19 protein-coding genes and 1 pseudogene are annotated in these 19230 nt (G+C 67.1%); 3 read left to right on the top strand and 17 right to left on the bottom strand.

Annotated elements, in window-relative coordinates; all coding sequences use genetic code 11:
• The 6 genes from ACLP4W_RS00695 to ACLP4W_RS00670 all read right to left on the bottom strand — a co-directional run.
• On the bottom strand, window positions 1–1658 hold a 1658-nt coding region (locus ACLP4W_RS00695; RefSeq protein WP_442383120.1), incomplete at its 3' end, for a prolipoprotein diacylglyceryl transferase.
• Complete coding sequence (gene trpA / locus ACLP4W_RS00690; RefSeq protein WP_442383118.1) at window positions 1655–2470, bottom strand: tryptophan synthase subunit alpha; 816 nt, start codon at window positions 2468–2470, stop codon at window positions 1655–1657. The genes ACLP4W_RS00695 and trpA, both read right to left, overlap by 4 nt.
• Window positions 2467–3741 carry a tryptophan synthase subunit beta gene (gene trpB, locus ACLP4W_RS00685; protein WP_442383130.1) on the bottom strand — a complete coding sequence of 425 codons (1275 nt, stop codon included), beginning with the start codon at window positions 3739–3741 and terminating at the stop codon, window positions 2467–2469. Before trpB ends, trpA begins: the two co-directional genes overlap by 4 nt.
• A gap of 35 nt (window positions 3742–3776) precedes the next feature.
• Entirely contained in the window at window positions 3777–4595 is an 819-nt protein-coding gene (trpC, locus tag ACLP4W_RS00680) for an indole-3-glycerol phosphate synthase TrpC (RefSeq protein ID WP_442383116.1), read from the bottom strand.
• Window positions 4596–4695: 100 nt separating this feature from the next.
• Entirely contained in the window at window positions 4696–5367 is a 672-nt protein-coding gene (locus ACLP4W_RS00675; protein WP_442383114.1) for a TIGR02234 family membrane protein, read from the bottom strand.
• Window positions 5360–6910 (bottom strand): anthranilate synthase component I, encoded by a 1551-nt coding sequence (locus tag ACLP4W_RS00670; RefSeq protein WP_442383112.1) that lies wholly within the window; start codon window positions 6908–6910, stop codon window positions 5360–5362. The genes ACLP4W_RS00675 and ACLP4W_RS00670 overlap by 8 nt, the downstream gene beginning before the upstream one ends.
• Before the next feature lie 155 nt (window positions 6911–7065).
• On the opposite strand from ACLP4W_RS00670, the gene ACLP4W_RS00665 reads away from it, so the two are divergent.
• Window positions 7066–7530 carry a peroxiredoxin gene (locus tag ACLP4W_RS00665; protein WP_442383110.1) on the top strand — a complete coding sequence of 155 codons (465 nt, stop codon included), beginning with the start codon at window positions 7066–7068 and terminating at the stop codon, window positions 7528–7530.
• A 16-nt stretch (window positions 7531–7546) separates the two neighbouring features.
• Here ACLP4W_RS00665 and ACLP4W_RS00660 read toward each other — a convergent pair whose 3' ends face one another.
• Window positions 7547–8647, bottom strand: a complete 1101-nt coding sequence (locus ACLP4W_RS00660) for a calcium:proton antiporter (protein WP_442383108.1) — start codon at window positions 8645–8647, stop codon at window positions 7547–7549.
• A 100-nt stretch (window positions 8648–8747) separates the two neighbouring features.
• Between ACLP4W_RS00660 and ACLP4W_RS00655 the strand changes: the two genes are divergently transcribed.
• Complete coding sequence (locus ACLP4W_RS00655; protein WP_442383106.1) at window positions 8748–10271, top strand: serine/threonine-protein kinase; 1524 nt, start codon at window positions 8748–8750, stop codon at window positions 10269–10271.
• On the opposite strand, the pseudogene ACLP4W_RS00650 reads toward ACLP4W_RS00655, so the two are convergent.
• The 9 genes and pseudogenes from ACLP4W_RS00650 to hisD form a co-directional block, all read right to left on the bottom strand.
• Window positions 10268–11165: pseudogene (locus tag ACLP4W_RS00650) on the bottom strand (IS5 family transposase). The gene ACLP4W_RS00655 and the pseudogene ACLP4W_RS00650 sit on opposite strands and share 4 nt — an antisense overlap.
• Before the next feature lie 57 nt (window positions 11166–11222).
• On the bottom strand, window positions 11223–11570 hold the full coding sequence (gene hisI / locus ACLP4W_RS00645; protein ID WP_442383104.1) for a phosphoribosyl-AMP cyclohydrolase: 348 nt from the start codon (window positions 11568–11570) through the stop codon (window positions 11223–11225).
• Entirely contained in the window at window positions 11567–12352 is a 786-nt protein-coding gene (gene hisF / locus ACLP4W_RS00640; protein ID WP_442383102.1) for an imidazole glycerol phosphate synthase subunit HisF, read from the bottom strand. The genes hisI and hisF overlap by 4 nt, the downstream gene beginning before the upstream one ends.
• 1 nt (window position 12353) lies before the next feature.
• Window positions 12354–13151, bottom strand: a complete 798-nt coding sequence (locus ACLP4W_RS00635; RefSeq protein ID WP_442383128.1) for an inositol monophosphatase family protein — start codon at window positions 13149–13151, stop codon at window positions 12354–12356.
• Window positions 13152–13170: 19 nt separating this feature from the next.
• Window positions 13171–13917: a bifunctional 1-(5-phosphoribosyl)-5-((5-phosphoribosylamino)methylideneamino)imidazole-4-carboxamide isomerase/phosphoribosylanthranilate isomerase PriA gene (gene priA / locus ACLP4W_RS00630; protein WP_442383100.1), complete on the bottom strand. Its 747-nt coding sequence runs from the start codon at window positions 13915–13917 to the stop codon at window positions 13171–13173.
• Window positions 13918–13919: 2 nt separating this feature from the next.
• Window positions 13920–14540, bottom strand: a complete 621-nt coding sequence (hisH, locus tag ACLP4W_RS00625) for an imidazole glycerol phosphate synthase subunit HisH (protein ID WP_442383099.1) — start codon at window positions 14538–14540, stop codon at window positions 13920–13922.
• The gene (gene hisB, locus ACLP4W_RS00620) at window positions 14537–15157 is read right to left on the bottom strand and encodes an imidazoleglycerol-phosphate dehydratase HisB (RefSeq protein WP_442383097.1); all 621 of its coding nucleotides are present in this window, start codon (window positions 15155–15157) and stop codon (window positions 14537–14539) included. The genes hisH and hisB overlap by 4 nt, the downstream gene beginning before the upstream one ends.
• On the bottom strand, window positions 15154–16302 hold the full coding sequence (locus ACLP4W_RS00615; RefSeq protein ID WP_442383095.1) for a histidinol-phosphate transaminase: 1149 nt from the start codon (window positions 16300–16302) through the stop codon (window positions 15154–15156). Before ACLP4W_RS00615 ends, hisB begins: the two co-directional genes overlap by 4 nt.
• Window positions 16299–17645 carry a histidinol dehydrogenase gene (hisD, locus tag ACLP4W_RS00610; RefSeq protein WP_442383093.1) on the bottom strand — a complete coding sequence of 449 codons (1347 nt, stop codon included), beginning with the start codon at window positions 17643–17645 and terminating at the stop codon, window positions 16299–16301. The genes ACLP4W_RS00615 and hisD overlap by 4 nt, the downstream gene beginning before the upstream one ends.
• An 85-nt stretch (window positions 17646–17730) precedes the next feature.
• Here hisD and ACLP4W_RS00605 point away from each other — a divergent pair, with 85 nt between their 5' ends.
• Window positions 17731–18153 (top strand): nitroreductase family deazaflavin-dependent oxidoreductase, encoded by a 423-nt coding sequence (locus ACLP4W_RS00605; protein WP_442383091.1) that lies wholly within the window; start codon window positions 17731–17733, stop codon window positions 18151–18153.
• 12 nt (window positions 18154–18165) lie between these two features.
• Here the strand turns inward: ACLP4W_RS00605 and ACLP4W_RS00600 are convergent, their stop codons facing one another.
• On the bottom strand, window positions 18166–19194 hold the full coding sequence (locus ACLP4W_RS00600) for an alcohol dehydrogenase catalytic domain-containing protein (protein WP_442383089.1): 1029 nt from the start codon (window positions 19192–19194) through the stop codon (window positions 18166–18168).
• Between the last annotated feature and the right edge of the window lie 36 nt (window positions 19195–19230).

The raw sequence follows: 19230 nt of genomic DNA, 5'->3' as shown, positions 1-19230 counted from the left end.
GTCCCGGCGGCCTCGGCGTCGATTTCGGGCTCTTCGCCTTCGGCTTCTTCGACTTCGGGCTCCGCAACCTCCGCAGCGTTTTCAGGTGCAGCTTCACGCTCTTGGGCTTGGGCCTCGTCGACGGCTGTCCCGGCGGCCTCGGCGTCGATTTCGGGCTCTTCGCCTTCGGCTTCTTCGACTTCGGGCTCCGCAACCTCCGCAGCGTTTTCAGGTGCAGCTTCACGCTCTTGGGCTTGGGCCTCGTCGACTTCGGGCTCCGCAACCTCCGCAGCGGTTTCAGGTTCTTCGCCCGTCGACTCGGCGGCCTCCGCCTCCGCCACTTCCGGCTCCGCAACCCCGCCCGCAGCCGCTTCAAGCTCTTCGCCCGCCGACTTGGCGGCCTCCGCCTCCGCCACTTCCGGCTCCGCAACCCCGCCCTCGGCCGTCTCGGGCTCTTCGGCTTCGGCCTCGTCGACTTCGGGCTCCGCAACCTCCGCCGCAGCGGTTTCAGGTTCTTCGCCCGTCGACTCGGCGGCCTCCGCCTCCGCCACTTCCGGCTCCGCAACCCCGCCCTCGACGGTCTCAGGCTCTTCGGCCTCCGCGTCTGGGACCTCGGCCCCCGCTTTCACGGTCTCGGCCTCCGCGGCTTCCGCCACGGCTAACTTCACCGGACTCGACCGCGTTCGCGGAATCAGCCTTTTCGGCGTCTTCCCCGCCGCCAAAACCCCAGCCACCCCGGCCGCCGCCGTGACCGAAGCGCCGGTTAGCGGCTCGGGTTCCGGCTCCGGTTCTGGCGCTTCTTCGGCCTCGCGATCGGTGCCACGCAGGCTCTCGGGATCCTCGCGACCCTTCGGCGCCAGGATGATGTAAACCACGGCCCCGATGAACACGAAGGTCGATGTGAACATATTGATCCGGATTCCGGCGATGTGCGTGGCGGTGTCGTCGCGCAGCAACTCGACGCAGAAGCGCCCGACGCAGTAGGCGGCCACATAGAGGGCAAACAGCCGCCCGTGGCCGAACTTGAACCGCCGGTCCACGTAGATCAGCATTACGAAAACCAGTACGTTCCAAATCAATTCGTAGAGGAACGTCGGTTGCACGACGAACGCGAGCTGCCCCGTCGAGACGCCGTCGAGCGAATGCGGGTCGACGTATCCGGAAGGATCTCGACGGTAGAAGATCTCCAAACCCCACGGCATCGCGGTCTCGCGGCCGTAGAGCTCCTGGTTGAAATAGTTCCCCAGGCGACCGATGGCCTGGGCCAAGATGAGTCCCGGGGCGAGCGCGTCGGCGAAGGCCGCTAGCGGAATTCCGCGACGCCGACAGGCGATCCACGCGCCGACGCCGCCGAGGGCTATCGCGCCCCAGATGCCCAAGCCGCCGTCCCAGATCCGCAGTGCCGCGAAGAATCCGGCGCCGCCCGGACCCCAATAGGTCCGCCAGTCCGTGGCCAAGTGATAGAGCCTGCCGCCAACCAGTCCGAACGGCACAGCCCACAGCGCGATGTCGTAGATCACGCCGCGCTGGCCGCCACGTGCCTGCCAGCGCCGGTCACCGATCACCAGCGCGGCCACGATACCGGTAATGATGAACAGCGCGTAAGCGCGAATGGGCAACGGCCCGAGGTGCCAGACACCTTGCGGCGGGCTGGGGAAATACGTGGGCAGCATCGTCATGAGTCGGCGGTCCTTTGACGCACGCCAATCGCCAGTTCCTCGGTCAGCGCGCGCAACGCAGGCAACCCGCCGTCACCCAGCGCCGACACCAGCGCGGAACCGACAATGACACCGTCGGCGTAGCTGCCGATCTGCGCCGCCTGCTCCCGGGAGCGCACCCCCAGACCGACGCCGACGGGTATGTCGGACAGCGCCCTCACCCTGCTCACCAATTCGGGCGCAGCTTTCGACACCGCGTCACGCGCCCCGGTCACACCCATCGTCGATGCCGCGTAGACGAAGCCGCGCGATGCCTCGACCGTCATCGCCAGCCGCTGCGGCGTCGAGGACGGCGCGACAAGAAATATGCGATCCAACCGATGCTCCTCGGATGCCGCCAACCACCGTTGCGCTTCGTCGGGAATCAGGTCGGGAGTGATAAGCCCATGCCCGCCCGCCGCCGCGAGATCCCGCGCGAACGCGTCAACCCCGTAGCGCAGCACCGGATTCCAGTACGTCATCACCACAGCTCGTCCGCCGGCCGAACTGATCGCCTCGACCGCGGCCAGCGTGTCCCGGACTCGCACTCCCCCATGCAGCGCCGCCTCAGTGGCCCTGGCAATGGTCGGCCCGTCCATGCCCGGGTCGGAGTACGGAACGCCGACTTCGACGATGTCGCAACCGGATTCGACCAGGGCGATCATCGCCTTCACAGACGTCGGCACGTCGGGGTAACCGGTGGGCAGGTAACCGATGAGTGCCGCGCGAGTGTCTTTGCGGCACGAGTCAAAGGTCGGCCCGAGCCGGCTTGCTTTGCTCTGCTCCACCGTCATTGCTTGTCGGGCTCCAGCATGCCGAACCACTTCGCGGCCGTTTCGACGTCCTTGTCGCCGCGGCCCGACAGGTTCACCACAATGACCGCGCCCCCGCCCAACTGTTCGCTCAATTCGGGGCCCAGCTTGAGGGCGCCGGCCACCGCGTGCGCGGATTCGATGGCCGGGATGATGCCTTCCGTACGGCAGAGCAGGCGGAACGCATCCATCGCCTCGGCGTCGGTGATGGGCTGGTATTCGGCACGCCCGGTTTCTTTGAGCCTGGCGTGTTCGGGACCCACGCCCGGATAATCGAGACCCGCTGAGATCGAATGGGATTCGATGGTCTGGCCGTCCTCGTCCTGCAGCAGGTAGGAATACGACCCCTGGAAGGCCCCGGGTGAACCGCCGGTGAATGTCGCCGCATGCCTGCCGGTCTCGACGCCGTCGCCCGCCGCCTCGTAGCCGACCAGCCGCACGCCGGGATCGTCGAGGAAGGCATGGAAGATCCCGATGGCGTTGGATCCGCCACCGACGCAGGCGACGACGGCATCAGGCAACCGGCCGGCCTGAGCCTGGATCTGAGCGCGGGTCTCCAGGCCGATGATTCGCTGAAAATCGCGGACCATAGTCGGAAAGGGGTGTGGCCCGGCCGCGGTGCCGAAGCAGTAGTACGTGTTATCGGCGTTGGTCACCCAATCCCGGAACGCCTCGTTGATGGCATCCTTGAGCGTTTGCGAGCCGCTCTCGACCGAGACTACCTCGGCACCCAGCAGCCGCATCCGCGCCACGTTGAGCGCCTGGCGCGCGGTGTCGACGGCGCCCATGTAGACCACGCAATCCAGGCCGAGCAACGCGCATGCGGTGGCCGTGGCCACGCCGTGCTGACCGGCTCCCGTCTCGGCGATCACCCGAGTCTTGCCCATTCTCCGGGCCAGCAGGGCCTGACCGAGCACGTTGTTGATCTTGTGAGAACCGGTGTGGTTCAGGTCTTCTCGCTTCAAAAAGATGCGCGCCGAGCCAGCGTGCTCGCTGAGCCGAGTGGCCTCGTAGAGTGGCGACGGCCGACCAGAGTAGTGCGCCTGCAAGTTATCCAGCGTGTCGAGGAAATCCTGATTGACGCGTTCCTTCTCGTAGGCGGTAGTGACCTCCTCGATCACCGCCATCAACGCCTCGGCGACGTAGCGACCGCCGTAGACGCCGAAATGACCACCCGAATCGGGATCGTGGCGTGTGGGTTTGGCGATGGCCGCACTCGAAAGCGGAAGCTCCGGGCGGGACAGCTCTACCATCACCAATGCTCGACGCGGGGGCGGCTCATCGGCGGCTAGCGAGACGGTTTCGGACAAGACGGATGGGTGCCCGCGGTGACCAGATCGGCAACCGCAGCACGCGGGTCACCGCTTTTGACCAGACCTTCACCGACCAATACGGCATCGGCTCCGGCACCGGCATAAGCCAGCAGGTCTCCGGTGCCACGCACGCCGGACTCGGCGATCCTGATCACCTTGCTGGGCAGCCCGGGGGCGATGCGCGCGAAGCAATCCCGGTCCACCTCAAGCGTCGCGAGGTCGCGCGCGTTGACGCCGATCACGTTGGCCCCGGCCTTCAGCGCCCGATCGGCTTCTTCCTCGGTGTGCACTTCGACAAGGGCGGTCATACCGAGTGACTCGGTGCGGTCCAGCATCGACACCAACGCCGACTGTTCCAACGCGGCAACGATGAGCAACAACATATCGGCGCCGTGCGCGCGTGCCTCATGGATCTGATATGGCTGCACCACAAAGTCTTTGCGCAATATCGGAACCGAGACCGCGGCCCGCACCGCATCAAGGTCGTCGAGCGAGCCGTTAAAACGTCGCTCCTCGGTCAAAACGCTGATGATCCGGGCGCCGCCATCTTCGTAAGCCCGGGCCAACTTTGCCGGATCGGCAATGGGCGCCAGTGAACCCGCCGAGGGACTGGCGCGCTTGACCTCGGCGATAACGCCGATGCCGGGCTCGCGCAAGGCCGCCATCACGTCCAGCGGTGGCGGCGCCGCCGCGGCGGCGGCTTTGATCTCGGACAGGCTGATGAGGGCTTCGCGCGCGGCAACGTCGGCCCGGACTCCCTCGAGGATGGAGTCAAGCACGGATGCCGGACTCATGCCTGTCATTTCCTTCCCACTGTCGTTCCACGGTCACCACGGTCACTCAGCCGATTTCGATGACGTCAATGAAGGGTAGCGACTGTCGGCACGCGGCCCGTCACCGACCCTCGGTGTCAGACCCTCGGGGCTGATCGGTCAGGTCGCGGCCCTCGTCAAGCGCATCCCAGATGGTCCGCTCCGACAGCTCCGGCTGCTCCGGCATCGCCTCGTTGGCGTCGTCGCGTCGGACATTCGACCGGCGGGTCGCGGGCGCCGCATATTTCGTTGCACTCTCGCGGGCCGACCTTGAGTCCGAGGCGGACCGCATTAGTAGAACGGCTGCGATCAGCGTGCACACGGAAGCGGCCACAGCGACCCCCGCACCCCAGTATCGCCGCTCGCTTCCCACCAGCGACAGCAGCGAGACGTGCGCGAGGTCCGCGCCGCGCGCCGCCACGTCCGGGATCACCCACAGGCTGATTCCCAGATAGCCGACCGCAAGGCTGACGATTGCCAGCAGCACCGCGAGCGCCCGCAGCGGCCAGCCGCGCACCGCCAGTGCCGCGACGGCCGTGGCCAGCATCAGCAGCGCCAAGGGCAGCAGCGCCGACGACCACGACGCGCCTGACAGGGTCACCTCCTTCGGGGGTCCCAGCCCGTCAAACGACCGGATCACGACCCACGGCAGCCGCGACGCCGTCCACAGCGCCCCGGCGGCAACCACGAGCAACAACTGGGCTATCCCGATCGTCAGCCGGCCGCTGCGTCGGCGGGATCGGCCCTCAGCCATTGCCGTTGACGTCCGGGGCGGTCAGCGTCTCGGCGGCAGCTATCGCATTGAGCACCGCGCGCGCCTTGTTGGTCGCCTCGGTGTATTCGTAAGGGCCGTTGGAGTCGGCCACTACCCCACCACCGGCCTGGACGTAGGCGACGCCGTCACGCATCAACGCGGTGCGGATGGCGATCGCGAAGTCGGCGTTGCCGGCGAAGTCGAGGTAGCCGACCACACCCCCGTAGAGACCGCGGCGCGTCTTCTCCACCTCTTCGATCAACTCCATGGCCCGCACCTTGGGTGCGCCCGAGAGCGTGCCGGCGGGGAAGCAGGCGGTCACCGCGTCCAAGGCGGTCCGGCCCTCGGCGAGCAGCCCGGTCACCGTCGACACCAGGTGCATCACGTGGCTGTAGCGTTCGATGTGGCTGTAATCCTCGACGCGAACGGTGCCCGGCGTGCAGACCCGGCCGAGGTCGTTGCGGCCGAGGTCGACCAGCATCAGGTGCTCGGCGCGTTCTTTGTCGTCGGACAACAGTTCCTTTTCCAGCAGCTGATCCTCTTCCTCGGTCTGCCCTCGCCACCGAGTTCCGGCGATCGGATGCGTCTTCGCCCAGCCGTCGGCGACGGTGACCAGCGCCTCCGGACTCGATCCGACGATCGAAAAGTCATTTCCCCCAACGCTATTCGGTACGTGCAAAAGATACATGTAGGGGCTTGGATTGGTTGCCCGCAGCATCCGGTACACGTCGATCGGATCGACATCTGTGTCCATCTCGAAACGCTGCGAGGGCACCACCTGAAAGGCTTCGCCGGCCGCGATCTGCTCCACGAGGTAGCCGACGATCTTGCCGTATTCCTCGACGGTGCGCTGCGCTCGGTGACGCGGCTCGGGCCTGCTGAACGTGGCAACCGTCGACGGCAGCGGCTGGCCCAGCGCCGTCGTCATCACATCCAGCCGGGCGAACGCGTCGTCGTAGGCCTCATCGACCCGCTCGTCGGTGCCGTTCCAGTTCACCGCGTTGGCGATCAGCGTGATGGTGCCCTCGTGGTGGTCGACCGCCGCCACATCGGTAGCCAGCAGCAGCAGCATATCCGGCAGGTGCAGGTCGTCGACGGCCAGTTCGGGCAGCCGTTCCAGGCGCCGCACCAAGTCGTAGGCGAAGAAGCCGACCATGCCGCCCGACAATGGCGGCAGGCCCGGCTGGGACTGGCTGGGGGCCTGAGTTGCCAGCAGCTCAAGGGTCTTCTTGAGTGCCTGCAGTGGGTCGCCACCGGTGGGCGCATCCTGCGGCACCGCGCCCAGCCACACGGCATGGCCGTCGCGCACGGTCAACGCGGACGGCGCCCCCGCGCCGATGAACGACCACCTCGACCAGGACCGACCGTTTTCCGCGGACTCCAACAGAAAAGTGCCGGGCCGATTGGCGGCCAGCTTGCGGTATGCCGACAACGGCGTCTCGCTGTCGGCCAAGACCTTGCGGGTCACCGGAACGACACGGTGCTCGGCCGCGAGCTGGCGGAATTCCTCTCGTGAGGTGGTGGCGGCGAGGTCGGCGTGCACCGAACTATCCTTCCAGATGGCCAGTCTGGGGAGTGGCCCGAGGCGGGCAGCCCGCGAGCGTAACGCCACAGCGATTTTCCGTGGCTGTTTTTCGCAACAGCGTTACGCTCGCGACGGCCTCCAAGGAGTGGGCAATCGGGCGTAACCTGACGGCCATGAAAACTGGTGACACCGTGGCCGATTTCGAACTTCCCGACCAGACCGGAAGGCCTCGTAAGCTCAGCGCCCTACTCGCCGACGGGCCGGTTGTCCTGTTTTTTTACCCCGCGGCGATGACACCCGGCTGCACCAAGGAGGCCTGTCACTTCCGCGATCTGGCCGCGGAATTCGCCGCCGTCGGGGCCAACCGAGTCGGCATCAGCGCCGATCCCGTGCACAAGCAGGCCAAGTTCGCCGACATGCAGAAATTCGACTACCCGCTGCTGTCGGACACCGAGGGCACCGTCGCCACGCAGTTCGGCGTCAAGCGCGGTCTGCTCGGCAAACTGATGCCGGTCAAGCGCACGACTTTTGTCATCGACACCGATCGCAAGGTGCTCGGCGTGATCGCCAGCGAATTCAGCATGAACACCCACGCCGACAAGGCGTTGGAGACACTGCGCGCCAGATCCTCCACATAGGAGGGCTCGCCCCCCGCTACGGGACGATCGCCAGAAATACGAAAGCGGCGAGTAGCACCAGATGCACCTCGCCCTGCAGGCGCGTGGCCCGACCGGGCACCACGGTCAGCACGCTGATCACCACGGTCAGCGCAAACAGCACCAACTGGGTGGCGCCGAGGCCGAGCAGCAGCGGCCCGCTGAGCCAGATCGAGGCAAACACGATGGCCGGGATGGTGAGCCCGATGTTGGCCAGGGCCGAGCCATAGGCCAGGTTGAGACTGGTCTGGATGCGGCCCCGCCGCGCTGCCCGCGCCGCCGCGAGCGTCTCCGGAAGCAACACCAAGGTGGCGATCACCACCCCCACGAATGAATGGGGGAATCCAGCCGCCGATACCAGATGCTCGACTGCCGGCGACTCCTGCTCGGCCATACCCACCACCGCCACCAGCGCCACAAACAGCAGCCCCAGGCTCCCCAGCGCCGCCCTGGTGCTCGGCGGCTCCGCATGGCTTTCGTCCTCGAGCAGGCTTTTTTGACCCTTCTGCGCGACCGGCAGAAAGAAGTCGCGATGCCGCACGGTTTGAGTGAAGACGAACAGCAGGTAGAGCCCCAGCGAGGCGACCGCGGCGAAGGCCAACTGGCCGGGTGAGAATTCCGGGCCCGGGTGGCTGGTGGTGAACGTGGGCAGCACCAGGCTCAGCGTCGCCAGGGTGGTGAGCGTGGCCAGCGCCGCCCCGCTGCCCTCGGCGTTGAACACGGTCACGCCATAACGCCGGGAACCGAGCAACAGTGACAGGCCGGCGATCCCGTTCATGGCGATCATCAATACGGCGAACGCGGTGTCCCTGGCCAGCGTTGCCCCCTCGTGCCCGCCGGACGCCATGAGCGCGAGGATCAGCGCCAGCTCGATGACCGTCACTGCGGCGGCGAGCACCAGCGACCCGAACGGCTCACCGACCCGGTGCGCGACCACCTCCGCGTGGTGCACCGCCGCCAGCACGGCGCCGATGAGAAATGCCGCCTCTACCGCGGCAAGTACCGGCCCCGCCTCCATACCCAACGTCAGTACCAGCGCGACGAGGGCCAGCACCGGCACCACAGTGGTCCAGGAGGTCCAGGACACCCATTTCAACATCGCCCGCCATTCTCATCGAAGGTGCCCGCCGGCGCGCGCTGAACGCCGGGCTGGCGCAATAACCGTTTTTCCCGGTTCGCGGTCTCAGTAGCATGCTCACATGTCGCAAAGCGATGGCCGGGCCGAAGGTCTCCAAGAAGGCCAAGTGTTTGCCGGATACACCATCGTTCGGCGGTTGGGGAGCGGCGGGATGGGCCAGGTATATCTGGCGCAGCACCCGCGGCTGCCCCGTCGCGATGCCCTCAAAATCTTGCCCAGCGAGCTGACCGCGAACGACGAATTTCGCCAACGCTTCAACAGGGAGGCCGATCTGGCCGCGAACCTGTACCACGAGCACATCGTCGGCATCCACGACCGCGGTGAATACGAAGGGCAACTGTGGATCTCGATGGACTACGTGGAGGGAACCGACGCCGCGAAATTGCTGCGCACCAAGTATCCATCCGGGATGCCGAAAGCAGATGTCGTCGAGATCATTTCGGCCGTCGCCGACGCGCTCGATTACGCCCATTCACGTGGCCTGCTGCATCGTGACGTCAAACCGGCCAACATCCTGCTGACCGATGCCAGCCCCCGACGACGGATCCTGCTCGCCGATTTCGGCATCGCCCGCGAACTGGGCAACATCAGCGGTCTGACCGCGACGAACATGCTGGTGGGCACGACCGCCTACTGTGCGCCCGAACAACTGCAGGGTTCGGATCTCGACGGACGAGCCGACCAATACGCGCTCGGCTGCACCGCGTTTGACCTGCTGGTCGGGTCCGCGCCGTTTCAGCACTCCAACCCGGCTGTGGTGATCACCCAGCATTTATCCGCGCCACCGCCGCACATCGGTGAGCGCCGACCTGAATTGGCCGAGCTGGACGGGGCTTTTGCCAAAGCCCTCGCCAAAAAACCCGAGGACCGCTACCCGACGTGCGCGGATTTCGCGGCGGCGCTTGGCAGCCAGATGAAAACCGCCGAGTCCGAGGTGGTGGCGGCGGGTCCCACCGAAGTGATCGCAGCACCGACGGAAGTGATCGCCGCACCCCAGAGCTCGCCGAAAGCGCGCACTGGCTGGCGAGGTCCGGTAATGGCGGTCGCGGCACTCGTCACCGTCGCGCTGGTCGCGGTGGGCGCGTACGTCGGCGTCCGCATGCTCGGGAACCGGGCCAACCATCAGAACAGCAGCGGCGCCGCCTCGGCGTCGGTGGCACCGCCGCCCAACGGGGCTGCGCCTCCGTCAAGCACGGCAATGAAGCTATCCAGCCAGATCACGGATCAGTCGGGTGTGCTCGGCCCCCTCGAGCACGACGCGGTGAACCGAGCAATCACCAAGCTCTACAACGGTCGCGGCACCCGGCTGTGGGTGGTGTACGTCAACAACTTCGGTGGCCTGAAGCCATTCAGATGGGCCGAGGACACCATGCTGGCCAACAACTTCACCGATAGCGACGCCATCCTGGCCGTCGCGACCAACGGGCCGGCCTTCTCCTTCCGGGTGCCGAACGCGGTGATCACCGGAAAGGCCATCGACCTTGAAATGATTCGCCGTGATCGCATCCAGCCGGCCGTTTTCCGCCACGAGTGGGCCCGCGCGGCGATAGCCGCCGCCAACGGATTGGATGTTGCGCCCAGCTAGGCCGTGTCTGATAAATGGGCTAGCCAGATGGTGATGGCTCTGAGGACGGCTCCGCCGCGGTAGACGATGGCGAGTTTGTCATAGCGGGTAGCCAGCCCGCGCCACTGTTTGACGGTGTTGAAGCTGCGCTCGATAACGTTGCGGCCCTTGTAGTCTTCGGCGTCGAATCGTGGTGGACGACCACCACGTGAGCCGCGCCGCTGGCGGTGTGCGATCTGATCTGACGGTTCGGGAATGACCGCGGTGATGCCGCGGCGGCGCAGTTGGGCCCGGATGGCACGGCTGGAGTACGCCTTGTCGCCGCGCACCCGGTCAGGCCGTGTGCGTGCCCGCCCGCCGCCCAGCCGGGACACGCGGAAGTGGGCCAGCAAATGCTCGAAGACCGGCGCGTCATTGGCCTGGCCCGCTGAAACCACCACCACCAAGGGGCGTCCCGAGCCGTCGACGAGGTGGTGGATCTTGCTGGTCAACCCGCCGCGGGAACGGCCAACACCGTGGTCAGGCGGCTCGATGCACAGATTCTTGTAATTCGACCCAGCCCCCTGTGTGACGAGTGATGTTCGTGGCGTGCTGATGAGCACGAGCGATGGTGGAATCCACCGCCACCGCCCAGTCGATGATCCCCGCCTGCTGCGCAGCCGACAGCAACCGCGCCAACACCGCGTCCCAGAGGCCCTCAGCACTCATCCGGCGATGCCAGGTCCAGATCGTCTGCCACGGCCCGAACACCTCGGGCACATCCCGCCAAGCAATCCCGCACCGATACCGGTAGATGATCCCCTCGACTACCTGACGGGCATCCCGAAACGGCCTGCCCCGCTTACCCGTCCGCGCCGGCAACAAATCCTCGATCAACGCCCACTGGGCATCAGACAACAACTCAAACCGCGACATGCCCTAAGCCTCAGGCACAACACCCGAAACTTTTGTCAGACACGCCCTAGTTCAGGGCTAACTTTCGGGTTCCAACAGCACGTCGGCGTCGAAGCAGCTGTGGTCGCCGGTGTGGCAGGCGCCGCCGACCTGGTCGACCGTCAGCAATACGGTGTCGCCGTCGCAGTCCAGTCGGACCGAATGCACGTGCTGGGTGTGGCCGGAAGTCGTTCCCTTGACCCACTGTTCGGCGCGGGATCGCGAATAGTAGGTGGCCTCACGGGTTTCCAGCGTGCGGGCCAGTGCCTTGTCGTCCATCCAGGCGACCATCAGCACGTCGCCGGTGCCGCGCTCCTGCACCACGGCGGTGAATAGTCCTTCGGCGTTGCGCTTCAGGCGCGCGGCGATCTTCGGGTCGAGCGTCATCGCACCGTGATCCCTTCTGCCGCCATGGCGGCCTTCACCTGGCCGATCGTCAGCTCCCGGAAGTGAAAGACGCTGGCCGCCAATACCGCATCCGCACCGGCGGCGACCGCGGGCGCGAAGTGTTCCACCGCCCCGGCGCCGCCGCTGGCGATCACCGGCACCGTCACCGCCGCGCGGACCGCGCGCAGCATCGGCAGGTCGAACCCGGCTTTGGTGCCGTCGGCGTCCATGGAGTTCAGCAGGATCTCCCCCACCCCAAGATCGGCGCCGCGCACCGCCCACTCGACCGCGTCGATCCCGGTGCCGCGGCGGCCTCCATGGGTGGTGACCTCCCAGCCCGACGGTGTCGGCGCCGATCCAGTGTGCACCCTACGGGCGTCGACGGACAACACGATGCACTGGGAGCCGAATTGGGTTGCCATTTCTGCCAGCAGGTCGGGGCGGGCGATGGCGGCGGTGTTGACCGCGACCTTGTCGGCGCCGGCGCGCAGCAGCACGTCGACGTCGGCCACGGTGCGCACCCCGCCGCCGACGGTCAGCGGGATGAACACCTGCTCGGCGGTGCGGCGCACCACCTCCAGCATCGTTGCCCTGCCCGACGACGACGCGGTCACGTCGAGGAAGGTCAGCTCGTCGGCGCCTTCGGCGTCATAGGCCGCCGCCAGCTCCACCGGATCACCGGCGTCCCGCAAGTTTTCGAAATTGACCCCCTTGACCACCCGCCCGGCGTCGACGTCCAAGCACGGGATCACGCGCACGGCCAAGCCGATACCCGAGTACATCTCAGTAGTCCTCCGGTTCGCCTGTGCTGCGCAGGATGTCGAGGATCTCGCCGTGCACGCCGGGTGCTGCGGCGACCACCGACCGCGAGGCGAGAGTCCACGGTTGACCGGCCAGGTCGGTGACAATGCCTCCCGCGGACCTCACCTGTACCACGCCCGCGGCGTGGTCCCAGACATGACCACCGAAACTGATTGCCGCACCGAGTATTCCGTCCGCAACGTAGACAAGGTCAATCCCGGTAGAACCGTGCATGCGCAACCGTGACGACACCCGGCTCAGATTCTCCAGCACCGCCAGCCGATAACGTCCCGGGAACCGGCCCCGCGAGTCGGCGCTGAAAGTTCCGACCGCGACGAGGCTGTCGGCAAGCTCCGCGGGGGCCAACGATGGTCGTGGTGCACCGTTTTTCATCAGCGGGCCCCCCGCGACGGCGGTGTAGCGCTCGTCGGTGAACGGCAGCCAGGTCAGGCCCGCCACCGGATCGCCCTCACGCAGCAGGGCCAGCAGAATGGCGGCCATCGGCGATCCGGCGGCGTAATTGAACGTGCCGTCGACGGGATCCAACACCCACACCCACGGCGAGTAGACGTCGCTGCCACCGAACTCCTCGCCGTGCACGCCGATTCCGGTAGTCGCGACCAAAGCGGAGACGACCTGTCGCTCGATAGCAAGATCGACTTCGGTGGCGAAGTCGTTGCCCTTTTTGGGAACCGCCGAATCGGCGCGGTGGCCCGCCAGGAATTGCGGCACGGCTGCGTCCAAGATGACCGATGCCCTGTCAACCAACGGGGACACCATCGCGTTCAGGTCCACCGGGCTACGCCCTTACCGCGGCCAGGGCCTGCGGCAAGGTGAACCGCCCGGCGTAGAGGGCTTTGCCCACTATGGCGCCCTCGATCCCACGGTCGGTGAGAGTGGCGATGGCCCGCAGGTCGTCCAGGCTGGACACTCCGCCGGACGCGATCACCGGGGCTTCGGTGCGATCGGCCACGCAAGCCAGCAGGTCGAGATTGGGTCCGCCCAACGTGCCGTCCTTGGTCACATCGGTGACCACGAATCGCGAACACCCTTGCTTGTCAAGGCGTTCCAGCACATCCCACAGGTCGCCACCGTCGGTTTCCCACCCGCGTCCGCGCAACCGGTGCTCGCCGGCTGGATTGCCTTTGTCGATCTGGACGTCCAACCCGACGGCGACCTTGTCGCCGTGCTCGCTGATTGCCCGCGCGCACCACTGCGGGTTCTCCAAGGCCGCCGTCCCCAGGTTGACCCGAGCACACCCGGTGGCCAACGCCGCGGCCAGGGAATCGTCGTCGCGAATCCCGCCGGACAGCTCCACCTGCACGTCGAGCTTGCCCACCACCTCGGCAAGCAGTTCGCGGTTGGAGCCGCGGCCGAACGCGGCGTCCAAGTCGACCAGATGGATCCATTCGGCCCCGTCGCGCTGCCAGCCCAGCGCGGCGTCAAGCGCCGAGCCGTACTCGGTTTCACTGCCGGCCCTGCCTTGCACCAGGCGCACGGCACGGCCTTCGACCACGTCGACGGCGGGTAACAAAATCAGCGGCATCTCTACAGTCCCTCAACCCAATTGCTCAAAATGGCCGCACCTGCATCCCCGCTTTTCTCGGGGTGGAACTGGGTGGCGGCCAGCGGGCCGTCCTCCACCGCGGCCAGAAACGGCACTTGGTGGGTGGCCCACGTCAGGACCGCCTCGGACGAACCTTCCCAGTGCTGCGCGGCGTAGGAGTGCACGAAGTAGAACCTGGCGTTGGCGTCCAGCCCCTTGAACAGCGCGCTGCCCGGCCCGGAATTCACCACATTCCAGCCCATGTGCGGGATCACCGGAGCATCCAGCCGGGTGACGGCTCCCGGCCACTGCCCGCACCCTTTGGTCTCCACCCCGAATTCGACGCCGCGGGCGAACAAGATCTGCATGCCGACGCAAACCCCCAGCACCGGGCGTCCTGCGGAGACTCGCTCGGCGATGATCCGCTCGCCCTCGATTTTGCGCAGGCCCGTCATGCAAGCTTCGAAAGCGCCGACCCCGGGCACCACCAGGCCGGCGGCGGCCGCCGCGGCGCCCGCATCGGCCGTCACCTCGACCGACGCACCGACGCGCTGCAGCGCGCGTTGCGCGGACCGAAGATTGCCCGAGCCGTAGTCGAGCACCACCACCGTTTTTGGCGTCACAGAACGCCTTTGGTCGACGGCACGCCCGACACCCGTGGGTCGGGCTCGACCGCTTGCCGCAAGGCGCGGGCCACGGCCTTGTACTGCGCCTCGGTGATGTGGTGCGGGTCGCGCCCGTACAGGACGCGGACATGTAGCGCGATGCGGGCGTTGGCCGCCAGCGTCTCGAACACGTGCCGGTTGATGACGGTGTGGTACGGCACCGAGCTACCGGCAATGGTGGTGTGCTGCAGGTGATCCGGTTCCCCGGTGTGCACGCAATAGGGCCGGCCGGACACGTCGACCGCGGCGTGGGCCAGCGTCTCGTCCATCGGGATGAACGCGTCGCCGAACCGGCGGATGCCCTTCTTGTCGCCCAGGGCCTCCGCGATTGCCTGGCCCAGCGCGATGGCCGTGTCCTCAATGGTGTGGTGCCCTTCGATCTGCACGTCGCCCTTGGTGCGCACGGTCAGGTCGAAGCTGGCATGGCTGCCGAGCGCCGTCAGCATGTGGTCGTAGAACGGCACACCGGTATCGACGTGAACCTGCCCGGTGCCGTCGAGGTCGAGCTCGACGACGATGTCGGATTCCTTGGTGCGGCGTTCAATACGCGCGCGACGCGTCGCGATAGTGGTCACGGGGCTCCTATTGGGGTGGCTGGGGCCAATTCGGTGGCCGCGATCTGGGCGCTGGCCCGCAGGAACACATCGTTCTCGTCGGCCAGTCCCGTGGTGGCACGCAGGTAGCCCGGGATCCCTACGTCGCGGATCAAGATGCCCGCGTCCAGATAGCGCTGCCAGGTTGCCGGCGCGTCGGCGAATTCTCCGAACAGGACGAAGTTGGCGTCGCTCGGGATCACCCGAAAGCCCATGCCGGTCAGGGCCGTTGTGACGCGTTCGCGTTCGGCGATCAGCGCCGCGACACTGCTGAGGGTGTCGTCGGCGTGCCGCAGCGCGGCCCGGGCCGCGGCCTGGGTGACCGACGACAGGTGATACGGCAGCCGCACCAGCAGCATCGCGTCGATCATCGCCGGCGTGGCGACCAAATACCCCAGCCTGCCGCCGGCGAAGGCAAACGCCTTGCTCATGGTGCGGGTCACGACGAGCTTGGTCGGATACTCATGCACCAGCGTCACCGCACTGGGCTGCGAGGAGAACTCACCGTACGCCTCGTCGACGATCAAGATGCCCGGCACCACGTCGAGCAATCGTCGCAGGTCCGGCAGCGAAACGCTTTGTCCGGACGGGTTGTTGGGGCTGGCGATGAACACCACATCCGGCTTGCGGTCGCTGATCGCGGCGACGGCCGTATCGACGTCGAGGCTGAAGTCGTCGGCTCGGGCGGCTTCGAGCCATTCGGTGCGGGTCGCATCGGAGATGATCGGGTGCATCGAGTACGACGGGGCGAACCCGATCGCGGTGCGCCCGGGCCCACCGAACGCCTGCAGCAGCTGTTGCAGGATCTCGTTGGAACCATTGGCGGCCCAGAGGTTTTCGACACCAAGTTGGACGCCGGTTTGCGCGGTGAGGTAGCCGGCCAAATCACCGCGCAGCGCTACCGCGTCACGGTCGGGGTAGCGGTGCAGGTCTGCGGCCGCCTCGGCCACCGTGCGCACCACGTCGTCGACCAGCGCCTTGGTCGGCGGGTGCGGGTTCTCGTTGGTATTCAGCCGCACCGGAACCGCCAATTGCGGTGCACCGTAGGGGGACTTGCCACGCAGATCGTCGCGCAGCGGTAGGTCCTCGAGCGTGGGCCTTTTATTGGATGCCTCGGATGCTGTCATCGCTCGAACCTCCGCCGTACCGCCTCGCCGTGCGCCGGCAGGTCTTCGGCCTTGGCCAGAGTGACAACGTGTCCGGAGACGTCTTTGAGGGCCGCCTCGGTGTAGTCGACGACGTGGATGCCGCGCAGGAATGTCTGCACCGACAGGCCGCTGGAATGGCGGGCAAAGCCCGCGGTTGGCAGCACGTGGTTGGATCCGGCGCAGTAATCGCCAAGGCTAACCGGCGAGTAAGGACCGATGAAAATCGCTCCGGCCGAACGTATTTGGCCGGCGACGCGGGACGCATCGGCAGTTTGGATTTCCAGATGTTCAGCGGCGTAAGCGTTGACGACCTTGACGCCGGCGTCCAGGTCGTCGACCAGGATGATCGCCGATTGGCGTCCGCTTAGCGCGGCCGTCACCCGTTCGCGATGCACCGTCGTTTGCAGCTGGTCGGCCAATTCGGCTTCGGTGGCGGCGGCCAGGTCGAGGCTTGGGGTCACCAGGACGCTGCCGGCCATCTCGTCATGCTCGGCCTGGCTGATCAAGTCCGCGGCCACGTGCCGCGGGTCGGCGGTGTGGTCGGCCAGGATGGCGATCTCGGTCGGCCCGGCCTCGGCGTCGATACCCACCCGCGAGCGGCACAGTCGCTTGGCGGCGGTGACGTAGATGTTGCCGGGCCCGGTGATCATGTCGACCGGCGCCAATTCCGAGCCGTCGGTGTCGGTGCCGCCGTAGGCCAACAGTGCCACCGCCTGCGCGCCGCCCACCGCCCACACCTCGTCGACCCCCAGCAGCCGGGCAGCGGCCAGGATCGTCGGATGCGGCAAGCCGTCAAAGCGGGCCTGCGGTGGGCTGGCCACCACCAGTGAGCCGACGCGGGCGGCCTGCGCCGGCACCACGTTCATCACCACGCTGGACGGGTACACCGCGTTGCCGCCCGGCACATATAGGCCCACCCGCTCGACGGGGACCCATCGCTCGGTGACCGTCGCGCCCGGGCCGAGCCTGGTGGTGACGTCGGAGCGCCGCTGATCCGCATGCACGGCGCGGGTTCGTTCGATCATCACCTGCAGCGCCTCGGAGACCTCGGGCTCCAGTCCGGCCAGCGCCGCCTCCAGCGCGCCTTGCGGTACCCGCACGGCCGCGGGCCGAACGCCGTCGAACGACGCCCCGAACTCCAACGCCGCCTCGGCGCCGCGCTCGGCGACGGCCTGCACGATCGGCCGCACCGCGGGCAGCACGGTCTCCACATCGGCGCCACCGCGCGGCAGCGCCGCCCGCAGTCGGGCGGCCGTCAACTCAACGCCCCGCAGGTCGATGCGGGCCATCGGTGACGGTTGGGCGGTGCTCATGGTCTCCATTGTCCCAGAGCAGCTCAAGTCGTTATCCGACCGGTACAGTGCCGGTAAAGAGGCATTCCGCGCGTCAGCAACTCAGGGAGCCGCCATGTCCGCAAAGGATCACCCGAATAACGCCCCGGGCGTCCCGATGGTGTTCCCGCCCTGGTTCGAGCGTTTTCAGATCAAATACCTCAACCGGGCGCTCAAACCGATCGTGCGCTATATGCCCGGGGCCGCGACCATCAAGCATCGCGGGCGCGCCTCCGGTAAACCGTACGAAACCATCGTGACCACTTACCGCAAGGGCAACGTGCTGGCGATCGCGCTGGCCCACGGGAAGACGAACTGGGTCAAAAACGTGCTGGCCGCCGGCGAAGCTGACGTGCAACTCGGCCGCCACCGTCAGGTGCACATCACCAACACGCGGATCGTGCCGGCCGGCTCCAAGGGCCCCGACGTTCAGGGCCTGCCGTTCATGGCGCGCGCGCAGGTGCGCCGGGTCGGGGTTTTCGTCGGCGATATCGCCTGAGCCGCCCGCGGCCTATGCCCTGGTGAAGACGGTCTTGCCGGTCATCGTGGGCCAGACCGCAGGCGCGTCCTCCCACGACACGACGCGGTCGACAGCCGGCGACAGGTCGCATCCGCCGGCCAGCAGTTGCAGCACCTCGGGGATGGCCGCACGCGCATTCACCCGTCCGGTGACGAACCTCACGCCACGGGTGTACATGGGCAGCAGTGGCATCTCGACGGAGGGTTGGTAGTAGATACCGGTGTCGGTGCACACGCCGTCTGGCCAGGTTGCGCGCAGCGTGGCGGCCAGCAACGACGGATCGGCCGAGGTATGCGCGGTGACGGGGTAGCGATCCCACGACTTGTCGGGTTTGACCTGATCGTGGACAACTGCGCCGAGCTTTTCGGCGGCCGCCAGCCGCTGCGGGTCGGTGTCGACGTAGTCGACGTGGGCTCCCAGCGCCGCCGCGACGGCCGCCGCGTACAAACCGATCGACAGCCGCCCGACCACCAGGACGCGGCGATCGGCCGGCTCAAGCCGGGCCAATTCCGCCGCGTAGGGCCCGACGGCGCGCCAGCCGTCGGGGATGTTGTCCGACAGCGACGCGATGGCCACAGGTTCGATGGCGTCAGGAACCCCAATCAGCATCGCGTCGGCGTAGGGCACGTGCACCAGATCCGACATGAAGCCGCCGCCGTCCAGGCCGGCAATCGGGGCCATGCCGTATGCCGCCATCAGCGGCACCGAACCGCATGAGCCCGTGGCGCCGCGCCTGCATTCACGGCAGTTGCCGCAACTGATCTGAAACGGGACGACCACGCGGTCGCCGGCCCGCACGCTGCGCACGCTGTCGCCGACCGCGACGACCTCAGCAAGGCCCTCGTGGCCGACCGCGTACCCGGGTGGCAGCGGCGCGCGGCCGTGCGCGACCGCAACATCGAGGTCGCAACAGGCCACCGCCAGGGGCCTGACCAGCGCCTGCTCCGGCGCGGTGATTTCCGGTTCGGGCACCTCGCGCCACGCGTATCGCCCGGCCTCTTCAAATGTCAGCTGTCTCATCTCAGCATTCTTGAGTGATCACTCAAGTAAAGTCAA

Origin of the sequence: Mycobacterium sp. (assembly GCF_052145595.1) — a bacterium.
Classification (GTDB): domain Bacteria; phylum Actinomycetota; class Actinomycetes; order Mycobacteriales; family Mycobacteriaceae; genus Mycobacterium.
Note: the sequence above shows the minus strand (reverse complement) of the source record. Positions and strands in the feature narration are given on the sequence as shown.